General features: G+C 72.3%; 14 protein-coding genes. 7 read left to right on the top strand and 7 right to left on the bottom strand.

The features are described 5' to 3' along the window. Nucleotides 1–170: 170 nt before the first annotated feature. From FDP22_RS07575 to FDP22_RS07565, 3 genes are all read left to right on the top strand, one after another. The gene (locus FDP22_RS07575) at nt 171–578 is read left to right on the top strand and encodes a DUF2177 family protein (RefSeq protein ID WP_138572287.1); all 408 of its coding nucleotides are present in this window, start codon (nt 171–173) and stop codon (nt 576–578) included. A gap of 231 nt (nt 579–809) precedes the next feature. Next, nucleotides 810–1,274: a MarR family winged helix-turn-helix transcriptional regulator gene (locus FDP22_RS07570; protein WP_138572288.1), complete on the top strand. Its 465-nt coding sequence runs from the start codon at nt 810–812 to the stop codon at nt 1,272–1,274. Then, a complete protein-coding gene (locus tag FDP22_RS07565) occupies nt 1,271–3,217 on the top strand; it encodes an FUSC family protein (RefSeq protein WP_138572289.1) in 1,947 nt (648 codons plus the stop codon). The genes FDP22_RS07570 and FDP22_RS07565 overlap by 4 nt, the downstream gene beginning before the upstream one ends. A gap of 550 nt (nt 3,218–3,767) precedes the next feature. Here the strand turns inward: FDP22_RS07565 and FDP22_RS07560 are convergent. The 5 genes from FDP22_RS07560 to FDP22_RS07540 all read right to left on the bottom strand — a co-directional run bounded on the left by FDP22_RS07560 (nt 3,768) and on the right by FDP22_RS07540 (nt 9,110). Beyond that, the gene (locus FDP22_RS07560; RefSeq protein ID WP_138572290.1) at nt 3,768–4,217 is read right to left on the bottom strand and encodes an ion channel; all 450 of its coding nucleotides are present in this window, start codon (nt 4,215–4,217) and stop codon (nt 3,768–3,770) included. Nucleotides 4,218–4,238: 21 nt separating this feature from the next. Then, complete coding sequence (locus FDP22_RS07555) at nt 4,239–5,276, bottom strand: AI-2E family transporter (protein ID WP_138572291.1); 1,038 nt, start codon at nt 5,274–5,276, stop codon at nt 4,239–4,241. Nucleotides 5,277–6,202: 926 nt separating this feature from the next. Further along, nucleotides 6,203–7,012, bottom strand: coding sequence for an ATP-binding cassette domain-containing protein (locus tag FDP22_RS07550; RefSeq protein ID WP_138572292.1), 810 nt, complete (start codon nt 7,010–7,012; stop codon nt 6,203–6,205). 54 nt (nt 7,013–7,066) lie between these two features. Then, entirely contained in the window at nt 7,067–8,011 is a 945-nt protein-coding gene (locus tag FDP22_RS07545) for an ABC transporter substrate-binding protein (RefSeq protein WP_138572293.1), read from the bottom strand. 148 nt (nt 8,012–8,159) lie between these two features. Then, the gene (locus tag FDP22_RS07540; protein ID WP_239031898.1) at nt 8,160–9,110 is read right to left on the bottom strand and encodes an ABC transporter permease; all 951 of its coding nucleotides are present in this window, start codon (nt 9,108–9,110) and stop codon (nt 8,160–8,162) included. Between the two features lie 189 nt (nt 9,111–9,299). Between FDP22_RS07540 and FDP22_RS07535 the strand changes: the two genes are divergently transcribed. Then, entirely contained in the window at nt 9,300–10,202 is a 903-nt protein-coding gene (locus FDP22_RS07535) for a GntR family transcriptional regulator (protein WP_138572295.1), read from the top strand. Between the two features lie 347 nt (nt 10,203–10,549). Here the strand turns inward: FDP22_RS07535 and FDP22_RS07530 are convergent, their stop codons facing one another. Then, complete coding sequence (locus FDP22_RS07530) at nt 10,550–11,518, bottom strand: aldo/keto reductase (RefSeq protein ID WP_138572296.1); 969 nt, start codon at nt 11,516–11,518, stop codon at nt 10,550–10,552. A gap of 207 nt (nt 11,519–11,725) precedes the next feature. On the opposite strand from FDP22_RS07530, the gene FDP22_RS07525 reads away from it, so the two are divergent. The 3 genes from FDP22_RS07525 (at nt 11,726) to FDP22_RS07515 (ending at nt 21,695) form a co-directional block, all read left to right on the top strand. Next, complete coding sequence (locus FDP22_RS07525) at nt 11,726–12,565, top strand: amidohydrolase family protein (protein WP_138572297.1); 840 nt, start codon at nt 11,726–11,728, stop codon at nt 12,563–12,565. Nucleotides 12,566–12,578: 13 nt separating this feature from the next. Further along, entirely contained in the window at nt 12,579–12,908 is a 330-nt protein-coding gene (locus FDP22_RS07520) for an L-rhamnose mutarotase (protein ID WP_138572298.1), read from the top strand. 672 nt (nt 12,909–13,580) lie between these two features. Continuing rightward, nucleotides 13,581–21,695, top strand: a complete 8,115-nt coding sequence (locus FDP22_RS07515) for an autotransporter outer membrane beta-barrel domain-containing protein (RefSeq protein ID WP_138572299.1) — start codon at nt 13,581–13,583, stop codon at nt 21,693–21,695. Nucleotides 21,696–22,366: 671 nt separating this feature from the next. Here FDP22_RS07515 and FDP22_RS07510 read toward each other — a convergent pair. After that, nucleotides 22,367–23,167, bottom strand: coding sequence for a hypothetical protein (locus FDP22_RS07510; RefSeq protein WP_205910852.1), 801 nt, complete (start codon nt 23,165–23,167; stop codon nt 22,367–22,369). Nucleotides 23,168–24,083 lie beyond the last annotated feature (916 nt).

Raw genomic sequence — 24,083 nt, 5'->3', positions numbered from 1 at the left:
AGCCCGCGCGCCGGGTGTCGCCCCGGGGCCACCGGGTGTCCTGCCAAACTTCGCGCATCGGGTGATCCGGTGCGGGCGAGGCTGCGTATCCCCGCCACACCCTCCCGCCGCCGGGCCGGCCCGGGCAGGCCCACCCGCCGGAGACGGCCGACAGAACCGACAGGAAAGCCATGGCCCAGTATTCCGTTGCCTACATCGTCACCGCCGTCGTGTTCTTCGCCATCGACTATGTCTGGCTGTCGCGCATCGCCACCGGGCTCTACATGCAGGAGATCGGCGCGCTGATGCGCGAGCGACCGAACCTCGGCGCGGCGGCGGGGTTCTACCTCGTCTACGTGGTGGGGGTGGTCTATTTCGCCGTGGCGCCGGCACTGGCCGAAGGCTCCGCTGCGCAGGCGCTGCTGCGCGGGGCGCTGTTCGGCTTCTTCGCCTATGCCACCTACGACATGACCAATTTCGCCACCCTGCGCGGCTGGCCGGTGAAGATCGTGGTGATCGACATCGCCTGGGGTACCGCCCTCTCCGGCGTCTCGGCGCTGGCCGGATACTGGGGCACCCGGGCGCTCGGCGCCGGCTGACCGGGTGACAGGCCCGGCCCGCGCGCCGGGCACGGGCGCCCGGACGGAACGCGCGCCCCGACACAGCGGGGGCGCGGCGGGTTGGGCGAAGGCCGGAACGGGAACGTGGCGGACGGCCCCCTGCGGACCGCTACCTTGCGAACGGGATTCCGCACGGCCCTTCCCCGGCGCAGACCAGCCATGCACCCGGATTATTTGTATCCAAATCATTTTCATGCCAATCACATCGGCATGACCGATTCAGCCTCCGCCCGCGTCCACTTCGGCATGCAGTTCAACGGGCTCGCGCGCCGCTGGCGCCGCGCGCTCGACGCACGCATTGCCGTGACCGGCCTCACCGACGCCACCTGGGCGCCCCTGGTGCATTTGCAGCGCTCGGGCGGCGGCATCAGCCAGAAGGATCTCGCCGCGCTGGTGGGCATCGACGGCTCCTCCCTCGTGCGCCTGCTTGACATCCTGTGCCGCGAGGGACTGGTCGAGCGCCAGCCGGACCCGCAGGACCGCCGCGCCCGGCGGCTCGAACTCACTCCCGCCGGCCATGCCGCTGTGCGTGAGCTGAGCGTGATCCTGGAGGCCGCCGAAAGCGAGATGCTCGCCGATCTCGATGACACCGAACTGCGCGCGATGATGGACGCCTTCGCGAGGATCGACGCCCGGTTGCAGATGCTGCGCACCCCTCCGGAGACCTCGTCATGAGCCTCGGCACCCGCCTCGCCGCCGCCGGTTTCGACACACCCCGGCTGGGCTTCGCGCTGCGCACCGCCCTGGGGGCCTGCCTCGCGCTGTGGATCGCCTGGTTGCTGGGGCTGGAGCACCCGCAATGGGCGGGGATGACCGTCTGGGCCACGTCGCTGCCCACCCGCGGCCAGCTGCTGGAAAAGGGCCTGTTCCGCGTCGCCGGCACGGTGATCGGGGCGCTGGCCGGCATCGGGCTGGTGCTGATCTCCGGCGGCAGCCCGGCGCTGCTGGTCACCGGCCTCGCGCTGTGGATCGCGCTCTGCGCCGGGCTCGGCAACCTGCTGCGCAGCTTCACCGCCTACGGGGTGATGCTGGCGGGCTACACCGCGGCGATGGTCTCGCTGCTGGAGGCCGGGGCGCCCGGACACATCGTGGCGCTGGGGGCGGACCGGATGCTCACCGTGCTCACCGGCGCGCTGACGGCGCTGGCGGTGGGGTGGCTCTTCGCCGGGCGCGGGGAGGAGGCCCTGCCGGTCGGCCGGCTGCGCCTGCTCTCCGCCCGGCTGCTGCGCGCCATGGCGGACGGCGTCGCCGGCGGCCCCGGAGCCGGGCAGGACGGCGCGAAGGCCACGCCGCGCGCGCTGCTCTCCGAACTCGCCGCCATCGAGGAGGCGCTGGACCCGCATTCCGCGGGCTCGCTGCGCGCGCGGCAGACGGCGCGGGCGATGCGCCGGCAGCTCTCCGCCCATGTCTCGGCGCTGTTCTGGCTCAGCCGTCAGGGCGCGGGCCCGGCCCGGCCCGACCTCGCCGCCGCGCTGGAGGCGGCCGCGGAGGCGCTGGACATGCCCGGCGAACAGGCTGTCGCCGCGGCCCGTCTCACCCGGGCGCAGGCCCTCGCGGCGCCGGATGCGGAGACCGGGGAGGTGCTCTCCGCCCTCGCCGCCGCGCTGCGCGACGGGCCGGCGGGCGCCGAGGTGCCGGCCGCCGCCCGCGCCTCCGTCATCCTGCACCGGGACTGGGTGGGTGCCCGCGAGGCGGCGCTGCGCGCGCTGGGAATGATGCTGGCCATCGGTCTCCTCTGGGTGGTGACCGGCTGGTCCGTGGGGCCCTTCGTGCTGCTGGGCACCGCGATCATGGCCTCGCTGTTCTCCACCTTCGACAACCCGGCGGGGATGATGCGCTTCGTGTTCATCGGGCAGCTGGCGGGGGCCGCCGGGGCGCTGGCCTGCCACTGGCTGGCCTGGCCGCTGGCCGGGGGGCCGGCGGGGCAGATCGCGCTGGCGATGCCCTTCGTGCTGTTCGGCGCGCTGGTGTTCGGCCATCGCCGCACCCAGGCGCTGGGGTTCGACTACAACATGGTGCTGCTGCTCCTGCTGCAGCCGCATTGGCCGCTGAGCGGCAGCTTCCCGCAGTCTCTCGCGCTGTCGCTCGCGGTGCCGGCCGCGCCGATGCTGGCCTATTTCGCCTATCGCCACGTGTTCCCGCCCAGCCCGCAGCGCCGGCGCGACACGCTCATCGCGATGATGGTGCGCGAGCTGGAGGCGATGGCGGCCCGGCCCGAGCGCCGCGCCCGCCAGCCGGTCTGGCAGGCGCGCCTCACCCACCGGGTGCTGCGGCTGGCCAGCTGGAGCGACAAGAGCCCGCGCGCCGGGGTCTCGCCCACCGAGGGCAGCCTCGCGGTGCTCGCGCTCGGCCGGGCGATCCTGCACCTGCAGGAGCTGGCGGCGCGGCCGGGGCCGCAGCGCCCCGCGCGGCGCCGGCCCGAGGCCGCGCTGCGCCGGTTGGCGGCGGTGGGCCAGAGCCCGGAGCGCGCCGCGCGCGCCCTCGCCGCCGCCGCGCGCCATGTCGCCCGGCATCCCGCCGGCAACCCGGCCCTGCTGACCCAGGCCGCGCGCGCCCTTGCCCAGAATGCCGATTTCTTCCGCACGGCGGCACGCGACGGCGGCGCGCACCCCGCCTGACGCCGCCTGTCTCCGTCACGGGCCCGGCAGGCGAAGGCCCCGGTCCGGCCTGTTGCGGGAGCACAGCGCCCGCCCGCCGCGTCGGGCGCCGCCTGCCGATGCGGCGCGCGGCACCGCCTCCCGGAACGGTGCCCGGCGCCGTCGACCTGCCCTGCCCGGCGGTCCCCCTCGCGCCCTCCGGCGACCGCCGCCCCGCGGAGCGTGCATCACAGGCCGCTCCCGGGGGGAAAGACCACCGCCTCTGCCTGCCCCGTCTGCCCTGCCGCCCCGCGTGCCCCTGTTTGCCTCGCGGGCGCAGCTTGCCGATGTGGCGCGCGGCACCGCGTCCCGGAGGGGTGCCCTGCGCGGTCGGCCTGCCGTGCCCGGCGATCTCCCTCGCTTTCTCCGGCGGCCGCCGCCCCGCGGAGCATCCATCACAGGCCGCGCCCGGGGCAAAGACCAACGCCTCTGCCTGCCCTGCCGCCCAGCCTGCCCCTGTTTGCCTGATTGCCCCGCCGGGCGGTGTGAACAGGAACTGTCGGTGCCGGTCGGCCCCGGCAGGCAGCCGGGTTCAGCGGCCCGGGTCGTGCGGGGGCAGGCCCCGCATCCTGCCGAAACTGGTGAGCGCGCCGATCACCCAGATCAGCACTCCGGTGGACAGGCCGAACATCAGCACACCGTTTGCCGCCGCCAGCGGCCCGAGGATCGCCCGGCCCGGGCTGAGCACCACGTCGCCGTAGCCCAGCGTGGTGAAGCTGGTGAGCGCGAAATAGTAGGCCTGCAACACTGTGGGGAATTCCCCCAGCAGCTTCAGCACCCAGGCCCAGACCCAGACCTGCGCGAGATTGCCGAACAGGAGCACCAGCAGCGCCCCGGCGATCAGCGCCGTGTCATGCAGGAAGCCGGGCGCCCGGACCCGGTTCACGCGGTGGCGGAGCGAGCTTCCGAGGAAGGCCAGCATCGCGCATTCGATCACCGTGCAGGCCACGGTGACGGCCAGTCCGAGCAGCAGGTTCGCCATGATCACCCCTCCCTTGCGCCGTCAGTCCTCGAGGCGGCCGTCGCTGGACATCAGCAACGCCACCGGGCGCATGGAGGGGATCTGCGCGAAGATCAGCATCACCACCGAGAGCACCGGCACCACGATGAGCGCGCCGACCACCCCCCAGAGCGCCCCACCGGCGAAGATGCCCACCAGCACCACCAGCCCGCTGAGATTGAGCGAGGTGCTCATCATCCGCGGCTCCAGGTAGTTGGAGGCGAAGAGCTGCACCGGCAGCATCACCGCCAGCACCACGAGGAACGGCGTGAACGTGTCGAACTGCACCAGCGCCATCAGCGCCGGGAACACGATGCCGATCAGCGTGCCGATGGTGGGAATGAAGCTGGTGACGAAGATCAGCACGGCCCAGAACACCGGCGCGTCCACCCCCATCACCTTCAGCACGATCCAGGTGGGGATGGCCTGGAACAGGCCGCAGAGCATGTTCACCGCCATGAAGGCGTCGATCTCCGCGATGATGCGCTGCACGATGCGCCGCACCCGCTCGCGCTCCGCCGGGTCGGAGATGAGGGCGGTGAGCTTAGCCTCCGCGGCGCCGGCTTCCTGGTGGATGAAGAGAACGTAGACCACCACGATCACCAGCGAGCTGAGCACGCTGGCCATCGACCCGGCGAGGCTGAGCAGGATCGGCGTCAGCTCCAGCCGGTCCAGCAGGTCGGAGATGGCCACGCTCCCGCTCACCCGGAACAGGCGCAGCACGGAGGAGAGGATGGTGTCCAGCCGCTGCTCGTACTGCGGCAGGCCCTGCGCGATGTCATAGGCGTTCTGCCCCACCATCGCGCCCAGCAGCACGAGCGTGGCCCCGACGACGAGCACGCTCAGCAGCCGCGCGGCGGCATGGCTCTCCAGCCCCACCCAGAGCAGCAGCCTGCGGCTGCCGCGCACGGTGACGTTGAGGATGAGCCACACGAACAGTGCCAGCACCAGCGGGATGAGCACCGGCCGCGCGATCACCAGCAGCGCAATCGTCGCCAGCACGGCGACGACACCGCGCGTGTATCTCCAGTCATCCTGCATCGCGATCTTCCCCGAGCCTGCGGGCGGGCGCACCGCGCGCCTCTCACCGGCGCGCTGCCGGCACCCCCGGCGGCAGAATGGGCCGCGGCGGGGGATGACGTCAATCGGCCCCAGCCGGAAGCCCGGCGGGCGCGGGCCTGTCGGGCCCGGGTGCTTGCCGGGCAAGCCGCCGTGCGGGAGGCGCCCACCCCCGCGTCCGGAAACCGGCGGGCCTGCGCCACCGGGCGAACCTGCGGCCCGAGGGATCGACCTGCCCGACGAGCGGGTGCACCGCGGGCCGCCGCTCGCTACCGAAACCGGCGTCTGCGCGGAGAGCGGAGAGCGGAGAGCGGAGAGCGGAGAGCGGAGAGCGGAGAGCGGAGAGCGGAGAGCGGAGAGTGGAGAGTGGAGAGTGGAGAGTGGAGAGTGGAGAGTGGAGAGTGGAGAGTGGAGAGTGGAGAGTGAAGCGTGAAGCGTGAAGCGTGAAGCGTGAAGCGTGAAGCGTGAAGCGTGAAGCGTGAAGCGTGAAGCGTGAAGCGTGAAGCGTGAAGCGTGAAGCGTGAAGCGTGAAGCGTGAAGCGTGAAGAGTGAAGAGTGAAGCGTGAAGAGTGAAGCGTGAAGCGTGAAGAGTGAAGCGTGAAGAGTGAAGCGTGAAGAGTGAAGCGTGAAGCGTGAAGCGTGAAGCGTGAAGCGTGAAGAGCCGTCCGCCCCGGCGGGCCCGTCCGCAAGGCCATTCGGCCACGTTCGGTGGGTGGCCTCGCGCGGGGCGCACCTTCCCGGGACATCGGTCGTGCCAGCGTGCCCGGCACCGGCAGGAAGACCTTACCCGGTCCGTGCGGCGGCGGCGCCCCGCCCGGGGAGATCCCGACCCCGCCGCCCCCGGGCGGCAGGCCAGCGGCGCGGGGCCGGGGTGCGGGGCCGATTTCCCGGCGCCCGCGAAGCGCGCTCTACACCGCGGCAGCGGCGGGGTCGGCGGCCTCATGGTGGCGGGGCCGCCAGCCGGGCGGCAGTTCGCCCTTGATGATCAGGCTCAGCACGTCGTCCTTCGAGACCTCGGAGATGCGATGCGCGCCGACCATGCTGCCCTTGTTCATCACCACCACGCGGTCGCACAGGTCGAACACGTCATGCAGGTCATGGCTGACGAGGAAGATGCCGATGCCCTCCGCCTGCAACTGGCGGATCAGCTTGCCCACCATCGCGGTTTCCGACGGGCCCAGCGCGGCGGTGGGCTCGTCCATGATCAGGATCTTCACCTCGAAGTAGATCGCCCGGGCGATGGCGATCACCTGCCGCTGCCCGCCGGAGAGGCGGGAGACCGGGTCGCCCAGGTTGCGGAAGTTCGGGTTCAGCCGGTGCAGCACCTCGCGGGCCTCGCGCAGCATGCGCCTGTCGTCGAGATTGCCGAAGCGGGTCTTCAGCTCGCGGCCGAGGAACAGGTTGGCGGGCGCGTCGAGATGGTCGGCGAGGCCGAGGGTCTGGTAGATGGTCTCGATGCCCTGCGCCCGGGCGTCATGCGGGCTGTCGAGGCTCACCCGCGCGCCGCGCACCCGGATCTCGCCACCATTGGGCGCCATCGCGCCGGAGAGGATGCGCATCAGGCAGGACTTGCCGGCGCCGTTATGGCCCAGCACGCCCACCACCTCGCCGGGCCAGAGGTCGAGCGAGACACCGTTCACGGCGCGCACGCCGCCGAAATGCTTCTCGATGTCGATCAACTCGACGAGGGGGGCGCTGTCGCGGGGCTGCTGGCTCATGAAGGCTCTCCGGTGTGAGGGCCGGCCGGGGCGGCGCCCGGCCGGCGGACAGGCTCAGTAGAGGACGTTCTGCGCCACGGGGTCGTCGATGTTGTCGGGCGTCACCAGCACCACGCCGGTGTCGATCTTCGGCGCCACCTTGTTGCCGGCGAGGATCTCCATCACGGTCTTCACCCCCTCCTCGCCCATCTGGAACGAGCCCTGCACGGCGGTGGCCTTCAGCGTGCCGTCGCGCACGAACTGCTGCAGGTCGCCGTTGCCGTCAAAGCCGATGGCGGCGATCTCGCCGGCCTTGCCGGACTGCACCAGCGCCCGGCCCATGCCCACGGCGGTGGGCTCGTTGGCGCCGAAGATGCCCTTCAGGTCACCGTTCGCGGCCAGAACGTCGGTGGTCTGGTTCAGCGCCAGCGCCATCTGCGACTGCGAGTAGTACGGGCCGACGATGTCGAGCTTCGAGTTCGCCCGGATGTAGTCGGTGAAGCAGCCCACCCGGCCGATCTCCGAACCCACGCCGGCCACGTAGGACATGATCGCCACCTTTCCCTCGGTGCCGACCTCGTCGATCATCATCTTCGCCACCTCCTCGCCCGCGGCGCAATTGTCGGTGGCCAGGAAGGCCTGATAGGTGCCCTGCGCGCTGTCGGCGAGGGCGGAATCGATGATCACCACCGGGATCGCGTTCTCGTAGGCGCGCTTCACGGCGGGGGCCAGCGCCTCGGGGTCCGACGGGGCGAGCACGATGCCGGAGACGCCGCGGTTGATGGCGTTCTCCACCAGGTTCACCTGGTCGGCGATGGCGGATTCGGAGGCCGGGCCGTCGAAGCTGAGCGTGTGCTCGCTCTGCCCCTCGATGGCGGCCTGCGCGCCCTTGTTCACGTTCTGCCAGAAGTTGGAGCTGGTGGTCTTCACGATCACGGCGATCTCGCCGGCCTGGGCGGAAACGGCCGCCGCCCCGGCAAGGAGCCCGGCGACGAGCGCCGGTGCGAGGGTTTTCTTCATGGTGTCCTCCGGTTGGTCGCGTTTGCGATCTGTCTTTGTTGTCCCGGGGCTTTCGCGCCCCGCGTGTCATCGGTCCGCGGGGGGGCTCCCGCCCCGCGCCTCTCTCCCTCCCGGAGCGTTCCGCCCCGGAGCGGCCGTTCCGCGCGCCTCAGCGGCGGTTGCGGATCTGGTCGACATAGACCGCGCCGATCACGACGAAGCCGATGACGATCTGCTGGATGAAGGCCGAGGTGCCGGCCATGTTCAGCCCGTTGCGCAGCACCCCGATGATGAAGGCGCCGATCATCGTGCCGGAGACATTGCCCACGCCCCCCATCAGCGAGGCGCCGCCGATCACCGCCGCGGCGATGGCGTCGAGCTCGTACATCACGCCCTCGCTGGGCTGGGCGGTGATGAGCCGCGACATCAGCACGTTGCCCGCCACCCCCGCCAGCGCGCCCGAGAGCGTGTAGGCGATGATCTTGGTGCGGTGCACCCGCACGCCGGAGAGGCGGGCCGCCTCCTCGTTCGAGCCGGTGGCGTAGATGTGCCGGCCTGTCTGGCGGCGGCGCAGCAGGTAGGCCGCGGCCAGCGCCACCACGGCGAGCAGGATCACCGGGTAGGGGATGCCGGGGAAGATCACCTTCGGAAAGCCGTTCGCCCCCATCTCCACCACGCGGAACAGCGCGCCGTTGCCCAGCACGCCGAAGGCATCGCCGAGCTGCGAGATCGGCGCCGCTCCGGTGAGCTGCAGCGCCAGCCCGCGCGCGATCAGCATCATGCCCAGCGTGGCCACGAAGGGGGTGATGCGCATCTTCGTGATCACGAAACCGTTGAACAGCCCGCAGGCCGCCCCCACCAGCACGCCCACCGCCATGGCCGGCAACACCGGCAGCCCCGCCTTCACCGCCAGCCCCGTGACCGTGCCCGAGAGCGCGAGCACCGAGCCCACGCTGAGGTCGATGCCGCCGGTGATGATCACCATGGTCATGCCGATGCCCAGGAGGCCGATGACGGAGGTCTGCAGCAGGATGGTGAGCCCGTTGTTCACCGACAGGAACGCCGCGTTGCCGAAGGAAAACGCCGCGACCAGCAGAATCAGGGTGAGAAAGGCGGACATTCGGTGAAACAGGCCCGCGGACGGCCGCAACTTCCAGCGCGCAGAAGCCTTGCGTTCTGTGAACTCGACCATCTTTCCTCCCCGATGATCTGCCTTTAATTATTAAAAACATATTGAGCGGCGGATTGGCCTGCGTCAACCGCCTTGATTACACTGCCGCGGGGCGCAGGGGAGAAGAGGGACGGCACGATGGCACGCACGGACATCCGCTTCCGCGAGGCGTTCAACGCCCTGCTGGACATCTGCTCGGGGCTGGAGGGCGGCGCCAGCCTGCCGTCGGAGAACACGCTGGCGCAGGGCATGGGCGTGAGCCGCACCGTGGTGCGCGCCGGGCTCCAGCGCCTGAGCGACGAGAGCATCATCCTGTGGGACGGCCGCGCCAAGACCCTGCTGCGCCGCCCGGACGCCGCCGACTGGCTGGAACTGCGCGACGAGGCGCCGGACACCGACGCGCTGGAAACCCGGTTCCTGGAATGGGTGCTGCGCTTCGACGTGCCGGCCGGCACCACGCTCAACGTCGCCCAGCTCTCGCGGGAGTTCTCGGTGGCGCCGCGCACGCTGCAGGAGTTCCTCGCCGGGCTGAGCCGCTTCGGGCTGGTGGAGCGGCGCCAGCGCGGCGGCTGGCGGCTGCTGGGCTTCACGGCGGATTTCGCGGTGGAACTGTCGGAGTTCCGCACCGTGCTGGAGCTCAACGCCGTGCGCCAGCTCGTGGCCCTGCCGCCGGGCCACGAGATCTGGCCGCGGCTGGAGGCGCTGCGCGCGCGCCACCTGGCCCTCGCCGCCCGGGTGGAGACGCATTTCCACGATTTCTCCAAGCTCGACGAGGCGTTCCACACCACCGTGACCGGCGTGGTGAAGAACCGCTTCGTGGCGGAGTTCCAGAAGGTGATCTCGCTGATCTTCCACTACCATTACACATGGGACAAGACCGAGGAGAAAGCCCGCAACGCCGCCGCCATCGCCGAACATCTCACCTGGATCGAGGCCATGCTGGCGCGCGACGCCCCCGCCTCGAAGGCCGCCGCCCTGCGCCATCTGCGCACCTCGAAGACCACCCTCCTCTCCTCCATGCACTCACACCGGCTGGCCTGAGCCCCCCGCGCCCCCCGATTCGGGTGACCGCCTCCCTCCCGCGGAAGGTGGCAGGTGGCAGGTGGCAGGTGGCAGGTGGCAGGTGGCAGGTGGCAGGTGGCAGGTGGCAGGTGGCAGGTGGCAGGTGGCAGGTGGCAGGTGGCAGGTGGCAGGTGGCAGGAGAAGCTCGCGAGGCGGAGCGCTCCTCGCAAGCGCTTTCGGCGGACCGCGGGGGACGGGACTTAGCCCGGGAGGCACCGTTGAGCACCGCCGGCACGGGCCGGGCGATGGTGGCGGAGGCTGACCCCGGGCGGTTCGAACAGCCGTCCCCCGGCGGCAGGCGGTGGCGTGGGACGCCTGACGGCCGCTCAGGCGAAAAGCGCCTCCGCCTCCGCCGGAACGGGAAGGTCCAGCGCCGCGAGGTTGCGCTTCAGCGAGGAGGGCTTCGCCGTGCCGATCAGCACCGAGGCCGCCGCCGGGTGGCGCAGGGCGAAGTGCAGCGCCGCCGCGGCCAGCGGCAGGCCGTGACGCTCCGCTTCGGCCTGAAGGGCGGCGACGCGCTCCAGCACCTCGCGCGGGGCGGGCCCGTAATCATAGGTGGCGCCGGGCACCGGGCCGGTGGCGAGGATGCCGGAATTGAAGATGCCGCCCAGCACGAGGCTGGTGCCGGCGGCGCGGCAGCGGCCGACCAGCTCCGCCTCCGCCGAACGGTCCAGCAGGGTGAGTCGCCCGGCGAGCAGGATGGCGTCGATCGGCCCGTGGTCCATCACGTCGAGGCACACCTGCGTCTCGTTCACCCCGAGACCGAAGGCGCCGATGCGGCCCTGTTCCTTCAGCCGCACCAGCCGGGCGTAGCCGGAGCCGAGGAAGGCCTCCATGTGGCCCGCGTTCGCCGCGCCATGGGTGTAGGCGCCGATGTCGTGGACGTAGACGATGTCGATGACGCCGGTGCCCAGCCGATCGCAGCTCTGCGCGAGGCTCTCCTCGATGCCGTCGCCGGAATAGTCGTAGCGCACGTCGTTGGGCAGGGGGGAGACGAAGCCGTCCGCCTCCGCGATCGGCCCGGCGGCGGGGGAAAGCACCCGGCCCACCTTGGTGGAGACCACCCAGTCCGCGCGCGGCCGGCCGGCGAGGAAGGCGCCCAGCCGGGTTTCGGACAGGCCCCGGCCATAATGCGGCGCTGTGTCGAAATAGCGGATGCCGGCCTCCCAGGCCGTTTCCAGCACCGCCAGCGCATCGGCGTCCGGGATGGCGCGGTAGAGGTTGCCGATGCCGGCGCAGCCGAAGGAAAGCTCCGTCACCTTCACCGCCGTGCGGCCGATGCTGCGTGTGTCCATGGGTGGCTCCTCCCGCCGTTTGCGCGCCTTGCCTGCCGCTCCGGGCAGGGACAGCGCTCCTTTCGTTCGGGGAGGACAGGCCGCGCCGCCCGCATGCCTGCGGAGCGTTGACAGCCCTGTTCCTCCCTTTATGTTTTTTATGATTAAAGACAAAATGCGTCAACGCCGGCGGCGGGAAACGCGCAAGGCACGGGGGGGAGGCGCGCGATGATCGACGCACATCAGCATTTCTGGCAGACCGACCGGGGCGACTACGGCTGGATGGACGACAGCGTGGCGCCCATCCGCCGCGACTTCCTGCCCGGAGACCTGGAACGCATCGCCCCTGCCCTGGGCATCACCGGCACCGTGGTGGTGCAGGCGGCGCCCACGGTGGCGGAAACCGAGTTCCTGCTCTCGCTGGCGCGCGGTTCGGAGATGATCCTCGGCGTGGTCGGCTGGGCGGCGCTCGAATCGCCCGATCTCGGGGCGGAGCTGGACCGGCTCGCCACCAACCCCGTCCTGAAGGGCCTGCGCCCGATGCTGCAGGACATCCCCGACACCGGCTGGCTGCTGCGCGCCGAAGTGGTGCGCGGGCTGGACATGATGGCCGACGCCGGGCTGAGCCTGGACGCGCTGATCCAGCCGCGCCACCTCGGGGTGATCGACACGCTGGCGCGCCGCCTGCCGCACCTGCCCATCGTCATCGACCATTGCGCCAAGCCGGTCTTCGGCCCGGACACCCCGCCCGACAGCGCCTGGCGGGACGGCATCGCCCGGCTGGCCGGGCACCCGCAGATCATGTGCAAGCTCTCCGGGCTGGCCAATGAATGCGGCCCGGGCTGGAGCGCCGCCGCGCTGGCGCCGGTGGCCGCGCATGTGCTGGATGTCTTCGGGCCGGAGCGGGTGATGTGGGGCAGCGACTGGCCGGTGCTGGAGCTGGCGGGCGACTGTTCCGCCTGGCTCGCCTGCGCGCAGAGCCTGACGGCGGGGCTGGACGCCGCCGGCCGTGCCGCGGTGTTCGGCGGCACGGCACAGCGCTTCTACCGCCTCTCCCCCCGCCCCTGAACAGGAGATCCCGATGCAACGCATGGGCATGATGATCGGCATCGCGCCGGAGGCCATCCCCGAGTACCGCCGCCTGCACGCCGAGGTCTGGCCGGAGGTGCTGGAGCGGCTGCGGCGCTCCAACATCACCAATTACTCGATCTTCCTGCGCGAGCCCGAGAACGTGATGTTCAGCTACTGGGAATACACGGGCACCGACTTCCCGGCCGACAGCGCCGCCATCGCCGCCGACCCCGTCACGCAACGCTGGTGGAAGATCTGCGGTCCGATGCAGCGCCCCCTGTCCACCCGCGCCGAGGGGGAATGGTGGGCGGCACTGGAGGAGGTGTTCCACCTCGCCTGACACGCCCGGGCCCCCACGCCCCGGAGCACCACTCCTCCGGGCCGGCGCCTCTGCCCGCCCCCGCGATCCGCCGATCCGCTTCGGGCACGCCCGATGCGCCGAAGGGAGTGGTGGGCGGCACCGGAGGAGGCTTTCCACCTCGCCTGACACGCCCGGGCCCCCACGCCCGGGAGCGCCATTCCTCCGGGCCGGCGCCTCTGCCCGCCCCCGCGATCCGCCGATCCGCTTCGGGCACACCCGATGCACTGAACGCGGCCGGGGCCCGGCGCGCGGCCGGCGCGCCCGCGCGGCTGCAGCATGGCTGACGCACCGGCAGGAAGGCCGGTTCCGGCGAATTTTCGCTGCGCCGCAGCACGATCACTTTTCAAGATCGGGGCAAAAACCTCTTGTCTGGACAATAAAATATGAATTAACACGAACAAGTTTTGTAGCGTTCCGAGACAGTGGAAGATGTGAACATGTACTCACCCTGCCATATTTGCGCCATATTTCGCCACACTTCGCCCTGTTCTTCAGGGAGGCCGCTGCGGACGGCGGCGTTGGGGAGCACGCCGCTCCGGGCGCGGGATTTTCCACTTGCACCGCTCCGGATCGGCTGAGCCCGCTCCGCCTCTCCCTTCTCCGCCACGAGATCCCGCCTCAGCCGCGGCCAGTTCAGCGAGTACCCCCCAGATGTCAGACCTCCACGCGTTCTCCCGCTTCCTCGCAGCAGGCCAGGGCCGGCGCGTGCTGCTCCGGGCGCTGCTCTCCGGCTCGGCGCTCTCCCTCGGCGCGCTGCCCGGCCTCGCCCAGACGGCGGCCTGCCCCACGCCCAGTTCCGGCGCGACGCAGACCTGCACGGTGGCCGCGGGCACGGCCGACGCCGTGAACGTCTACAGTTCCGGCAGCGCCAACATCGCGCCGCCCGTGCGCTACACGGTGAACAATTCCGCCAGCCTCGACGCGTCCGACCTCAGCAGCTACGCGCTGCGCCTGCAGATCTACGGCGGTTACGGCAGCGGCTCCTCCAGCAAGGGCAACGGCTACGCGGGCTACGGCGGCCCCGCGCTGGTGATCGAGAACCAGGGCACGGTCGACCTGGGCGGCTCCACCTCGCCCACGGGCTCGGATGACGGCGGCCACGGCGTGGCGGACGACACCGGCGCGGCCTTCGGCATCTACGGCTACGCCCGCGGCGGCGCCGGCGCAAACGCCGACAGCACCGTGATCGGCGGCGGCGACGGCGGCCAGGGCGGGGCGGGCGGCTCGGTGAACCTCACCAACACCGCGAATGTCACCGTGCGGGGCACGCCGGAGAACGGCGCCGTGGGCGTCTACGGCGCGGCCATCGGCGGCACCGGCGGCAGGCAGGACAAGGACGCCACCTACGCCCAGAAGGGCGGCGACGGCGGCGCCGGCGGGGCCGTGACCCTGGACCACAGCGGAACGGTCTCCGTCACCGTCACCACCTCGGGCTTCGCCTGGGGCGTGGGCGCGGAATCGGTCGGCGGCGTGGGCGTGGACAACGGCGCCGCGGGCGGCAATGCCCAGTCGGTGACCATGAGCGTGGGCGGGCAGGTCACCGTCAGCGCCGCGCGCAGGGGGTCGGCGGCCTTCGACCAGGGCGTGCGCGGCATCGCGGCCAATTCCATCGCCGGCTATGGGGAATATTCCGATGACGGAGACCGCAACGGCGCCAACGCCGGCAGCGGCGGAACCGTCACCGTCACCAACACCGCTGCCGTGACGGCCAGCCTCACCGGCGACCTCGCAGACGGGGACGCCGTCTCCGGCGGCATCGTGGCGATCTCCTCCGGCGGGGCGGGCGGGGAATCCGCCAACACCATCACCAACACCACCGACCAGCGCGGCGGCCTCGGCGGCCAGGGCGGCGCGGTGAACGTGTTTTCCTCCGGCAGCGTGACGACGTCGCAGGCGAACATGACCGGCATCTACGCCGCCTCCCTCGGCGGCGACGGCGGCGAGGGCGTGAATGACGGCTACGGCGCCAATGCCGGCGGCGGGCATGACGTGACGGGCGGGGTGAACGGCACGATCCGCACCACCGGCGCGGATGCCGACGGCGTGGTGCTGCTCAGCCAGGGCGGCGACGGCGGCATGCAGCAGTCCTCCTCCGGCTTCGCCGATTTCAACACCGCCTACGCCGGCACCGGCGGCGACGCCGGCACGGTGACTTTCGGCAATGGCGTGGGCAGCGCCACCGGCGTGAGCATCGGCGGCGCCATCACCACCACCGGAGCGAATTCCGAGGGCGTGCTGCTGCAGTCGCTCGGCGGGGCGGGCGGCAATGCCGGCGGCTCCTTCGTGCTGTTCGGCACCAGCACCGGCACCGCGGCAGACGGCGGCGACGGCGGGGACATCCTGGCCAACAACGCCACCTCCGTCACCACCACGGGCAAGTATTCCAGCGGCATCCTCGCCCAGTCCATCGGCGGCGGCGGCGGCAACGTGGCCGACAGCGGCGGCATCATCACCGTCTCGGGCGATGCGGGCGCCGGGGCGCACAGCGGCGATGTCTCGGTGTTCCAGACCGGCGACGTGAGCACCAGCGGCGTCTCCGCCGTGGGCATCCAGGTCCAGTCCATCAGCGGCGGCGGCGGCCGCGTGGCCACCGACAGCGGCGTGGTGGCCGTGGGCGGCCAGGGCGGCTCCAGCCCGAAGGCGAACGCCGCGATGGCCTCGCTGCGCGACGGCGCCACCCTCACCACGCTGGGCGATTATGCCTACGGCATCCAGGTGCAGTCCGTCGGCGGCGGCGGCGGTGACGGCGGCTCGGTCTTCGCGCTCAGCGCCGGGTCGATCCCCGCGGTGGGCGTGGGCGGCGACGGCGGCGCCGGCGGCGATGGCGGTGAGGCCATCGCCGAGCTCGCCTCCGGCGCCCGGGTCACCACCGCCGGCACCAACGCGCATGGCGTGATGGCGATGTCGGTGGGCGGCGGCGGCGGTTCGGGCGGCGACGCGAGTGCGGTGGGCTTCTCGCTGGGCTCCTTCGCCATCGCCGGTGGCGGGGAAACGGCCGGCGCCGGCGACGCGGCCACCGTGGTCTCCGAACGCTCGGGCATCGTCACCACGGGCAGCCACGCGGTGGGCGCGATGGCACTCTCGGTGGGCGGCGGCGGCGGCTCCGGCGGCTCCGCGTCGAGCTTCGACACCTCGGTCGGCTTCGCCTCCGCCGTCGCGGTGGGCGGACGGGGCGCCAATGGCGGCAACGGCGGCACCGCGACGCTGGACCTCGGCGGAGGTTCCATCTCCACCGGCGACGCCTCCGACCTCACGGTCACGGATTCCATCGGCGCGATGGCGCTCTCCGTGGGTGGCGGCGGCGGCTCCGGCGGCTCGGCCACCTCGAAGGCCATCACCTTCACGGTGCCCGTGGACGAACCGCAGGCCGACGGCGAGATCAGCCTCGCCATCGGCGGCTCCGGCAGCGGCGGCGGCCATGGCGGCACCGCGCGGGCCCGGCTGGTGGACCAGGACATCACCACCCATTCCGACGGCTCCACCGGCCTGCTGGTGCTCTCGGTGGGCGGCGGCGGCGGCTCGGGCGGGGACGCGGGCGCCTCCGGTGCCATGTTCACCCTGCCCGCCACCAGTGAGAGCAGCCTCACCTTCACGGTGAACATCGGCGTGGGCGGCAACTCGGGCACCGGCGGCAACGGCGGCAAGGGCTCGGCCGTGCTCGCCGACGGATCCTACATCACCACCTACGGCGATTTCTCCAACGGCGTGCACCTCGGCTCCATCGGCGGCGGCGGTGGCGCGGGCGGCACCGGCAGCGCGGAGAAGTTCAACCTCGAGATCCCCGGCGGCGGCAGCGGCGGGGAGAGCGGCGAAGGCGGCGAAGGCGGTGACGGAGGAGAGGGCGGCGAAGGGGGCGAAGGCGGCGAGGAGAAGCCGGTGAAGATCTCGCTCAACTTCACCGCGGGGATCGGCGGCACCGGCGGCGCTGGCGGCAACGGCGGCGCGCTGAGCTATGCGCAATCGGCCTTTTCCACGGTCACCACCCATGGCGCGGCCTCCCGCGGCGTGCTCCTGCACACGGTGGGCGGCGGCGGCGGCGCCTCGCAGGGCGCCACGGTCGGGCTGGGAGCGAGCTTCCTGCCGGCCGGCGTGAACCTCTCGATCGGGCGCAATGGCTCGGCCGGCGGGTTCGGCGGCACCATTGCGGATGTCGACCTTGCCGGGCTCGTGGCCACCTATGGCGCGGATTCCGACGGCGTGCTGCTGCAGAGCATCGGCGGCGGCGGCGGCCTGGGCGGGTCCGTCGGCGGCGTGGGCGCGGACGAGAGCGGCTACATCAAGGAAGTGAACGAGATCAAGGAAGACGCCAAGCAGCTGCTCGACATCCGCCTCGCCGTGGGCGGCAAGGGCGGCGCGGGCGGCGATGGCGGGGCCATCGGCGGCGGCAGCAAGAGCGGGCTCGACCTCTCCGGCACCATCGCCACCTACGGCGACTTCTCCGAGGGGCTGGTGGCCCAGAGCATCGGCGGCGGCGGCGGTTCGGGCGGCGCGGGCAACGTGAACACCTCGATCTCGCTGCTGCGCAGCTTCGTCGCCGTAGGCGGCTCCGGCGGTGCGGGCGGCGACGGCGGCACCATCACCGCGCGGCTGAGCGGCGGCCGGGTGCAGACGCAGGGCTTCGCCTCCACCGGCCTGCTGCTCCAGAGCATCGGCGGCGGCGGCGGCCTGGGCGGCGACGGCTCGCGCTCGGTGTGCAAGAAGCTCAACGTGGGCGGCGGCTGGGTCGGAACGGCGCTGGCCGACATCACCGGCTCGGACGCCGAACTCACCCCCGACGACCTCTGCGCCGAGATCCCCTCCTGGGACAACATCGCCGGCCAGCCCGGCATCTTCGGCAACGGCGGCACCATCACCCTGGGCGGCGCCTCCGACAGCGTGAGCGTGACCACCACGGGAGACTTTGCCCACGGCGTGGTCGCCCAGTCCATCGGTGCCGGCGGCGGCGCCGATGCGACCGGAAACTCCGTCGAGCTCTCCACCCCCGGCACGGTGCCGAATTCCTACGACGTGGACATCGCCCTCGGCGCCTCCAAGGGCAGCTCCGCCTCGAACGGCAACGGCGGCTCGGTGAGCATGGACGCCGATTTCGGCATCTCCACCACGGGCGACGGCGCGGCGGGGCTCATCGCGCAGTCGATCTCCGGCGGCGGCGGGCTGGCGGCGGTGAACGGCATCACCGGTGTCGCCCTGGGCGGCTCGGGCGTCACGCAGGACATGCGGGACACCACGGCGGCGGTGTCCGTCTCCCTGGCCTCGGCATCGCGCATCACCACCACCGGGGCGGCCGCGCACGGCATTCTCGTCCAGTCGCTCGGCGGCGGCGGCGGCTTCGTGGCCGGCGCGCTGAGCGACACAGCCCTCGACGGCGGCGAGATCCCCGTCACCCTGGGCGGCAGCAACCATACCATCGGCAGCGCCAACGATGTCGCGGTCACCCTGCACGGCAGCGGCACCACCCCCACGGTGCACACCGCCGGCGACTTTTCCCGCGGGCTCATCGGCCAGTCGATCGGCGCCGGCGGCGGCCTCTACAGCGGCATCGCGGCGGGGGCGGACGGCCCCACGGTCGACACGCCGGTGGTGCTGGGCGCCAGCCAGTCCTCGGGCAGCGGCGCCGCGGCCGCGGCAACCCTCTACGGCAACATCACCACCGAAGGCGACTACGCGGATGCCATGGTGGTCCAGAGCCTGGGCGGCGGCGGCGGCATCGCGGACATGGCCGCCCGCACGGCCGGCAGCGGGGCCCGCACGGCCGATGTCACCCTCGGCACCGTCTCGGGCACCGGGAACACCCTGCGCGGCCAGGGCGTGAGCGTGACGCTCAGCGGCAACGAGGGCGGCGCGAACGTCTACACCTCCGGCGACGGCGCCTACGCGCTGCTCGCCCAGTCCATCGGCGGCGGCGGCGGTCTCGTCTCCGATGCCACGGCCGGCGCCAGCGCCCGGGTGCAGATGGGCACCGGCTCACCGGAGAATTCCAATGGCAGCACCGGCAGCACGGTGCAGGTGGCCAACTACATCGCCATGACCACCCAGGGCGACGACGCGCACGCCATCGTGGCGCAATCCATCGGGGGGGGCGGCGGCGTGGCGCGGCTCACCACCGCTGGCGGCGACGCCCGGCTGGGCAGCTCCACCGATGACGGCTTCGGCGGCGCTTCGGGCGACGTGACCGTAGCCATGGGCTTCAACGGCGTGTCGGGCACCCGGGGTGACCGGGCGATCGGCATCCTCGCGCAGTCGATTTCCAACGGCGGCGGCGTGCTCTCCACCGGCGGCGGCACGCTGGGCGCGCTCACCCTCGGCGCGTACGGAACCATCTCGGCCGATGCGGGCGACGTGAGCGTCACGCTGCAGGCCAACAACGGCGCGCTCTCCACCACGGGCACCGGCGCGCACGGCATCGTGGCGCAATCCATCGGCGGCGGCGGCGGCATCGGCGGCGACATCTCCTTCGCCGACGGCATCACCCTGGACGTGTTCGACACCGACACCACCTATGGCGGCAACTTCGCCGACGGCAGCAGCGGCGCGGTGACCGTGAACGTGCAGGACAACCTGTCCACCAGCGGAGACGGCGCCTACGGCGTGATCGCCCAGTCCATCGCCGGGGGCGGCGGGCTCGGCGGCCTCGGCACCGGGGTGAACTTCGCCGGCAAGACCTCCACCATCAGGAATTCCGACGGCGAGTTGAACGCCGCCGGCACGGTCACCGTGAGCAGCGCGGCCGGCACCACGATCTCGGCCACCGGGCGCAACTCCGTGGGCATCTTCGCCCAGAGCCTGGGGGATCTGCTGCCGAACCCGGCCGCCAGCCAGAAGCTCGTCGTGAGCGTGGCCGGCAGCGTGACCGGCGGCACGGGCGCGCAGGGCTACGGCGTGCTGCTGCACGGCGGCAACGCGCAGAACACGCTCAGCGTGGCCGCCGGCGGCTACATCGGCACCACCGACAGTGCGGCCGCGGCGGTCTACTACCTCGGCGAATCCTCGGACGCGAACTCCGCCCTCTCCGTGACGAACGCGGGCCACATCCACGGCGACGTCGTGGGCGCATATGCCAACGGCAACACCTTCCTCGACCTGGGCGACAGCCTGGGCGACGCCGTGGCCCCCGCGACGGCGGTCACCGCCCTCGCCCGGGCGACCCCCGGCGCCGCTTCCGGGGCCGGGGCCGCCTCCGGTGCCGGAGCCGGAGCGGGTGCCGGAGCGGGTGCAGGAGCCGGTGCCGGGGCAGTCTCCGGACATACCGCGGCGCTCACCCTCACCAATGCCAGGGGCGGCCTGCTCACCGGCGCCACGCGCTACGACGCGGACGTGGTGAACGCGGGCACGCTGGAAATCGGCAGCCGCAACAGCATCGACAGCCTCGCCATCGCCGGGGACTTCACCCAGACCGGCGCCGGCGAAACCGTGGCGGCGGTGGACTTCCTCGGCCTGCGCGGCGACGCGCTGATCATCGGGGGGGACGCCTCCTTCGGCGGCGCGCTCACCATCGCGCCGCGCACGGTGCTCAAGGGCACGACTGTCGACGTGCTTTCGGTGGCCGGCACCTCCACGGGGCAGTTCGACACCGTGCGCTCGGAGCTGTTCACCTACGCCCAGTCCTATGTCGGCGGCACGCTCTCGGTGGGGCCGGCGACGGCGGAGTTCGACCAGGCGCGCTTCGGCCTGACGGCCCAGCAGCTCAGCCTCGGCGCCTACCTCGAGGGCATCTTCGAGGCTTCCGACGCCACCTACGGCCAGACCTTCGGCCTGCTGGACACGGCGGTGACCGCGGACGAGAGCTCCTTCGGGCGCTTCCTCACCGAGCTCTCGCCCGGCGCCTCGCTCGCCGCGGCCGCGGCCAATATCGAGCTGTCCCAGAGCCGCTTCGACACCCTGCTGGGCTGCGGGCAGACCCCCTGGGAGCGCGCCTCGGGCACCGGGGCGGGCGAGGGCTGCGTGATCGCGGAGAGCTCCGGCCGGTCGCTCAGCCAGGACAGCCAGTCCGGCGCCATCGGCTATGACGCCGCGCTCTTCACCACCACGCTGGGCTTCCAGGCGCCGGTGGGCCCCGACACCACCGCCGGCATCGCCATCGGCTACGAGCACTCGCAGTTCGACGGCGACCTCACCTCCGCCGACACCGATGGCGACACCTTCACCATCGGCGCCTCCGCCACCAGGGCCTACGGCGATTTCGCCGTGTCGCTGGCGGCGAGCGGCAGCTTCGGCTGGCACGACCTGGAGCGCAAGGTGAGCATGCCCGACGGCACCCGCAGCGCGCTGGCCGACTACACCAGCTGGTCCCTCGGCCTGCGGGCGCGCGCGGCCTACGGCTTCGCCGTCGGCCGGACGATGGTGACCCCGGCGCTCGACGTGGACGTGATCTACGCCGCCGCGGAGGGCTACTCAGAGCGGGGCGCGGGCGAGCTGGGCCTCACGGTGGACGACAGCGACGAGACCGCGCTGCGCGCCACGCCCTCGCTCTCGCTCGCCCACCGCTTCGCGCTGGGGGAAAGCACCACGATGGTGGCCTGGGCAACGGCGGGCCTCAGCCTCTCGAGCGCCGACACCTATGGCGCCACGGCCCGCTTCACCGGGGCCGCGGCCGGCGCGGGCAGCTTCGCGAGCGACGTGGCGCTGTCGAAAGCCTCCGGCCGGGTGAGCGCGGGCGTCGAGCTGTTCGCCGCGGAGCAGCTCAATGTCGGTGTCCGCTACGACGGCGCCTTCGGCAACGGCTACACCGGCCACGCAGGCTCCCTGCGCCTGAACTGGAGGTTCTGACCCACGCCGCCGGCGGGACACTCCCCGCCGGCGGCCCGCACGACACGCAATCGCGGCGCCCTTGCCCTGTGACCAGGCGCGTGACCAGGCCCCGCACCCGGAAGCCGCGCCCCTCGCGCAACCGCGCGGAGCGCCCGTGGCGCGGGGGGCTTCCGCCCCATGCCCTGCGCAGACGAGCAGGGCATGGCGGCCTCCGGTGCGGGGCCACGGTGCCTGCTGCCCCGGGAGCGAGACGGCCTCTGACGCGGACAGGACCGTTCTGCGCCTCCCCGGTGCCCGGCCCCGCCGCAGCCTTCTGCGTCTTCAGCGGTCCGGTCAGGCCTGCCGAAGCCCTCTCCCCCAGGCCCCGACCGCGCAACGCGGCGCCCGGCCGAAGCCCCGGCCCGGTGCCGCGCAGCGCACCGATCGGCCACGCCCTCGCCCCCGCATCCGCACCGCCCTCGGTACCGGCCGTCCGGTGCGCGGCCCTGCTCGTGGAGACGGACATCCCTGCCGCCGGGGCCCCGCCGGGAGCAGCGCCAGAGACCGCGCCACCGCGGCCTGTCGCTCCGCCGGCGTGAGGCGGGCGACACCGGTGCGTGACGCAATGGCGCGCGGGAATTGAGGTGCGGCCCCGGCGGGGGGCGCGGCCCGCTGACAGAACTGTGGCCCCTCCGCGTGCGGGGGCGCGGTCAGAACTGGAAGTTCACGCCGCCGAACACGCCCCATTCCGGCTGGCCGACACCCTTGTGCGCCACGGTGTACTGCGGCTCCACGAAAACGTTCATCACCGCGTTCTCGAGCCTGATTACCTTGCCGGCGCCGAGACCGATGGGAATGGCGTAGGCGTCGGTCTCGAAATCATAGGTCCAGACCGCTGCCGAGCGCAGGTACCATCCCGCTCCCAGCTGGTAGAACCCGAACGGCTGGAAGGCGCCGAGGTTCACGTCGGCCCGGTCGTCCTCGCCCGCGATGCTGGCCTGCCAGGTGAGCAGGTAGCCCCACTGGAACACCGGGCTGGAGGCGTTGAACAGCACGTTGGCGAAGCCGAGCGACCATTTCTCCGAGCCCAGCGCATCGTCCGACGCCGTGGGGAGGGTGAGCTGCGGGCCGAAGCCGAAGCTCACCGCCGGGTTGCCGGTGTCGAACAGGTAGGCCGCGAAGATGTTGAAATCGCCCAGGCCGGTCTCCGTGCCGCCGGTGCCGTCGGGAAAGCTGTTCACCGGCAGGGTGGCGCGCATCAGCCAGTTTCCGCCGAGGGCGTCGAACGGCCGGGCATAGCGCAGGTAGAACTGGTTCGCGTCGTCGTCCGTTCCGGTGAGATCGCCTGTGTACTGGTTCTGGAAATTGAGCGCCGTGGTGTCTGCCAGCGGGTTGTTCGCCTGCGCGGCATTGTCCTGTGCCACGGCGGGCAGCGCCGGCGCGAGCAGGAGCGTGGCCGCGAGGGCGAGGGGCGACCACGGGCGGCGGGTGTCTGCGTGAGAGAGGGTCATGTCAGGGCCTCGTGAGGTCTGGAGGGGATGCGTCAGGCGGGGCAGCCGGGAAGACCGGATGCCGCGCGCCCGGATCGTGCAGGCGCCCCCGCGGGGCGCGGCCCAGGGCCGGGCGATGTCCCGCGGCGCGGGGTCGGCGTGGACAGCCTCCGGGCGCGAGCCGGGATCCCGGCTGCCTGCGGGCCGGCCGGGACCCGCTCTCGTGGGCGCCGGGGACCGGCCGCAACCGCCCACGCCACGGCGCGCATGGCGCGGGTGCCAACAGGGCTCCGGCCCGAGGGAGCGATGAGGTTCTGCAGCCGGCCCTCCTGCGTGAGCGGTTTCAGCCACGGGTCCTCACAGATCAGATCGCCCGCGCGGGGCCGGACACTCCCGACAGCACAGTGCTTCGCCCCTCCGAATGTTCGGAGCGCAGACATCGCGCGCCCCGCCCGGACCATGCAGATTTCTCTGAGGTGAAATTACCACGCGGGGCCACCTGATCCCAGAAATATCCCGCAATTTCGCAAATCACTTCGATATTCCTTCGGATGTATTCTTCCGGATTCCGGAAAAATCCCGAAAGACTACCTTCTGAAGTCAAGACGAACGGGCGGACGGAACGCAGGCGGACCGCCGACACTGCGCACCCCGCGTCGCGCGCCGGGGCCCCGATTCCGGCGCCATGGAGACCGGCCGCAACACCCCGTCGCGCCCCGGAAGCACCCGCCGGCGCGGCAGGATCGGCGGCGCGGGCATGCGCCGGGTTGCCGGTTTCGGCCCGCCTCATCCGGTGCGGAAGCTGCGGCCGGAAGCGCCCGCTCATCCCGATGCCCGGCGGAGATGCCCGCGCGCCCAACCTCCCGCGGCGGCGGGTGGGCCGGACCGGCGGCGTGCGACACCCGCCTCCGGCCGGGAGGACCAGGACGGGACTTCC

It is taken from the genome of Paroceanicella profunda (assembly GCF_005887635.2).
Lineage (GTDB): Bacteria > Pseudomonadota > Alphaproteobacteria > Rhodobacterales > Rhodobacteraceae > Paroceanicella > Paroceanicella profunda.
This window is presented reverse-complemented; position numbering and strand designations above follow the sequence as displayed.

Bases quoted from the DNA above. Each gene is read 5' to 3' on its own strand.
- FDP22_RS07520 (WP_138572298.1), top strand. From the start codon at position 12,579: ATGCAACGCATGGGCATGATGATCGGCATCGCGCCGGAGGCCATCCCC.
- FDP22_RS07560 (WP_138572290.1), bottom strand. From the start codon at position 4,217: ATGGCGAACCTGCTGCTCGGACTGGCCGTCACCGTGGCCTGCACGGTG.
- FDP22_RS07540 (WP_239031898.1), bottom strand. From the start codon at position 9,110: ATGTCCGCCTTTCTCACCCTGATTCTGCTGGTCGCGGCGTTTTCCTTC.
- FDP22_RS07515 (WP_138572299.1), top strand. From the start codon at position 13,581: ATGTCAGACCTCCACGCGTTCTCCCGCTTCCTCGCAGCAGGCCAGGGC.
- FDP22_RS07545 (WP_138572293.1), bottom strand. From the start codon at position 8,011: ATGAAGAAAACCCTCGCACCGGCGCTCGTCGCCGGGCTCCTTGCCGGG.
- FDP22_RS07570 (WP_138572288.1), top strand. From the start codon at position 810: ATGACCGATTCAGCCTCCGCCCGCGTCCACTTCGGCATGCAGTTCAAC.
- FDP22_RS07565 (WP_138572289.1), top strand. From the start codon at position 1,271: ATGAGCCTCGGCACCCGCCTCGCCGCCGCCGGTTTCGACACACCCCGG.
- FDP22_RS07530 (WP_138572296.1), bottom strand. From the start codon at position 11,518: ATGGACACACGCAGCATCGGCCGCACGGCGGTGAAGGTGACGGAGCTT.
- FDP22_RS07510 (WP_205910852.1), bottom strand. From the start codon at position 23,167: ATGACCCTCTCTCACGCAGACACCCGCCGCCCGTGGTCGCCCCTCGCC.
- FDP22_RS07550 (WP_138572292.1), bottom strand. From the start codon at position 7,012: ATGAGCCAGCAGCCCCGCGACAGCGCCCCCCTCGTCGAGTTGATCGAC.
- FDP22_RS07525 (WP_138572297.1), top strand. From the start codon at position 11,726: ATGATCGACGCACATCAGCATTTCTGGCAGACCGACCGGGGCGACTAC.
- FDP22_RS07555 (WP_138572291.1), bottom strand. From the start codon at position 5,276: ATGCAGGATGACTGGAGATACACGCGCGGTGTCGTCGCCGTGCTGGCG.
- FDP22_RS07535 (WP_138572295.1), top strand. From the start codon at position 9,300: ATGGCACGCACGGACATCCGCTTCCGCGAGGCGTTCAACGCCCTGCTG.
- FDP22_RS07575 (WP_138572287.1), top strand. From the start codon at position 171: ATGGCCCAGTATTCCGTTGCCTACATCGTCACCGCCGTCGTGTTCTTC.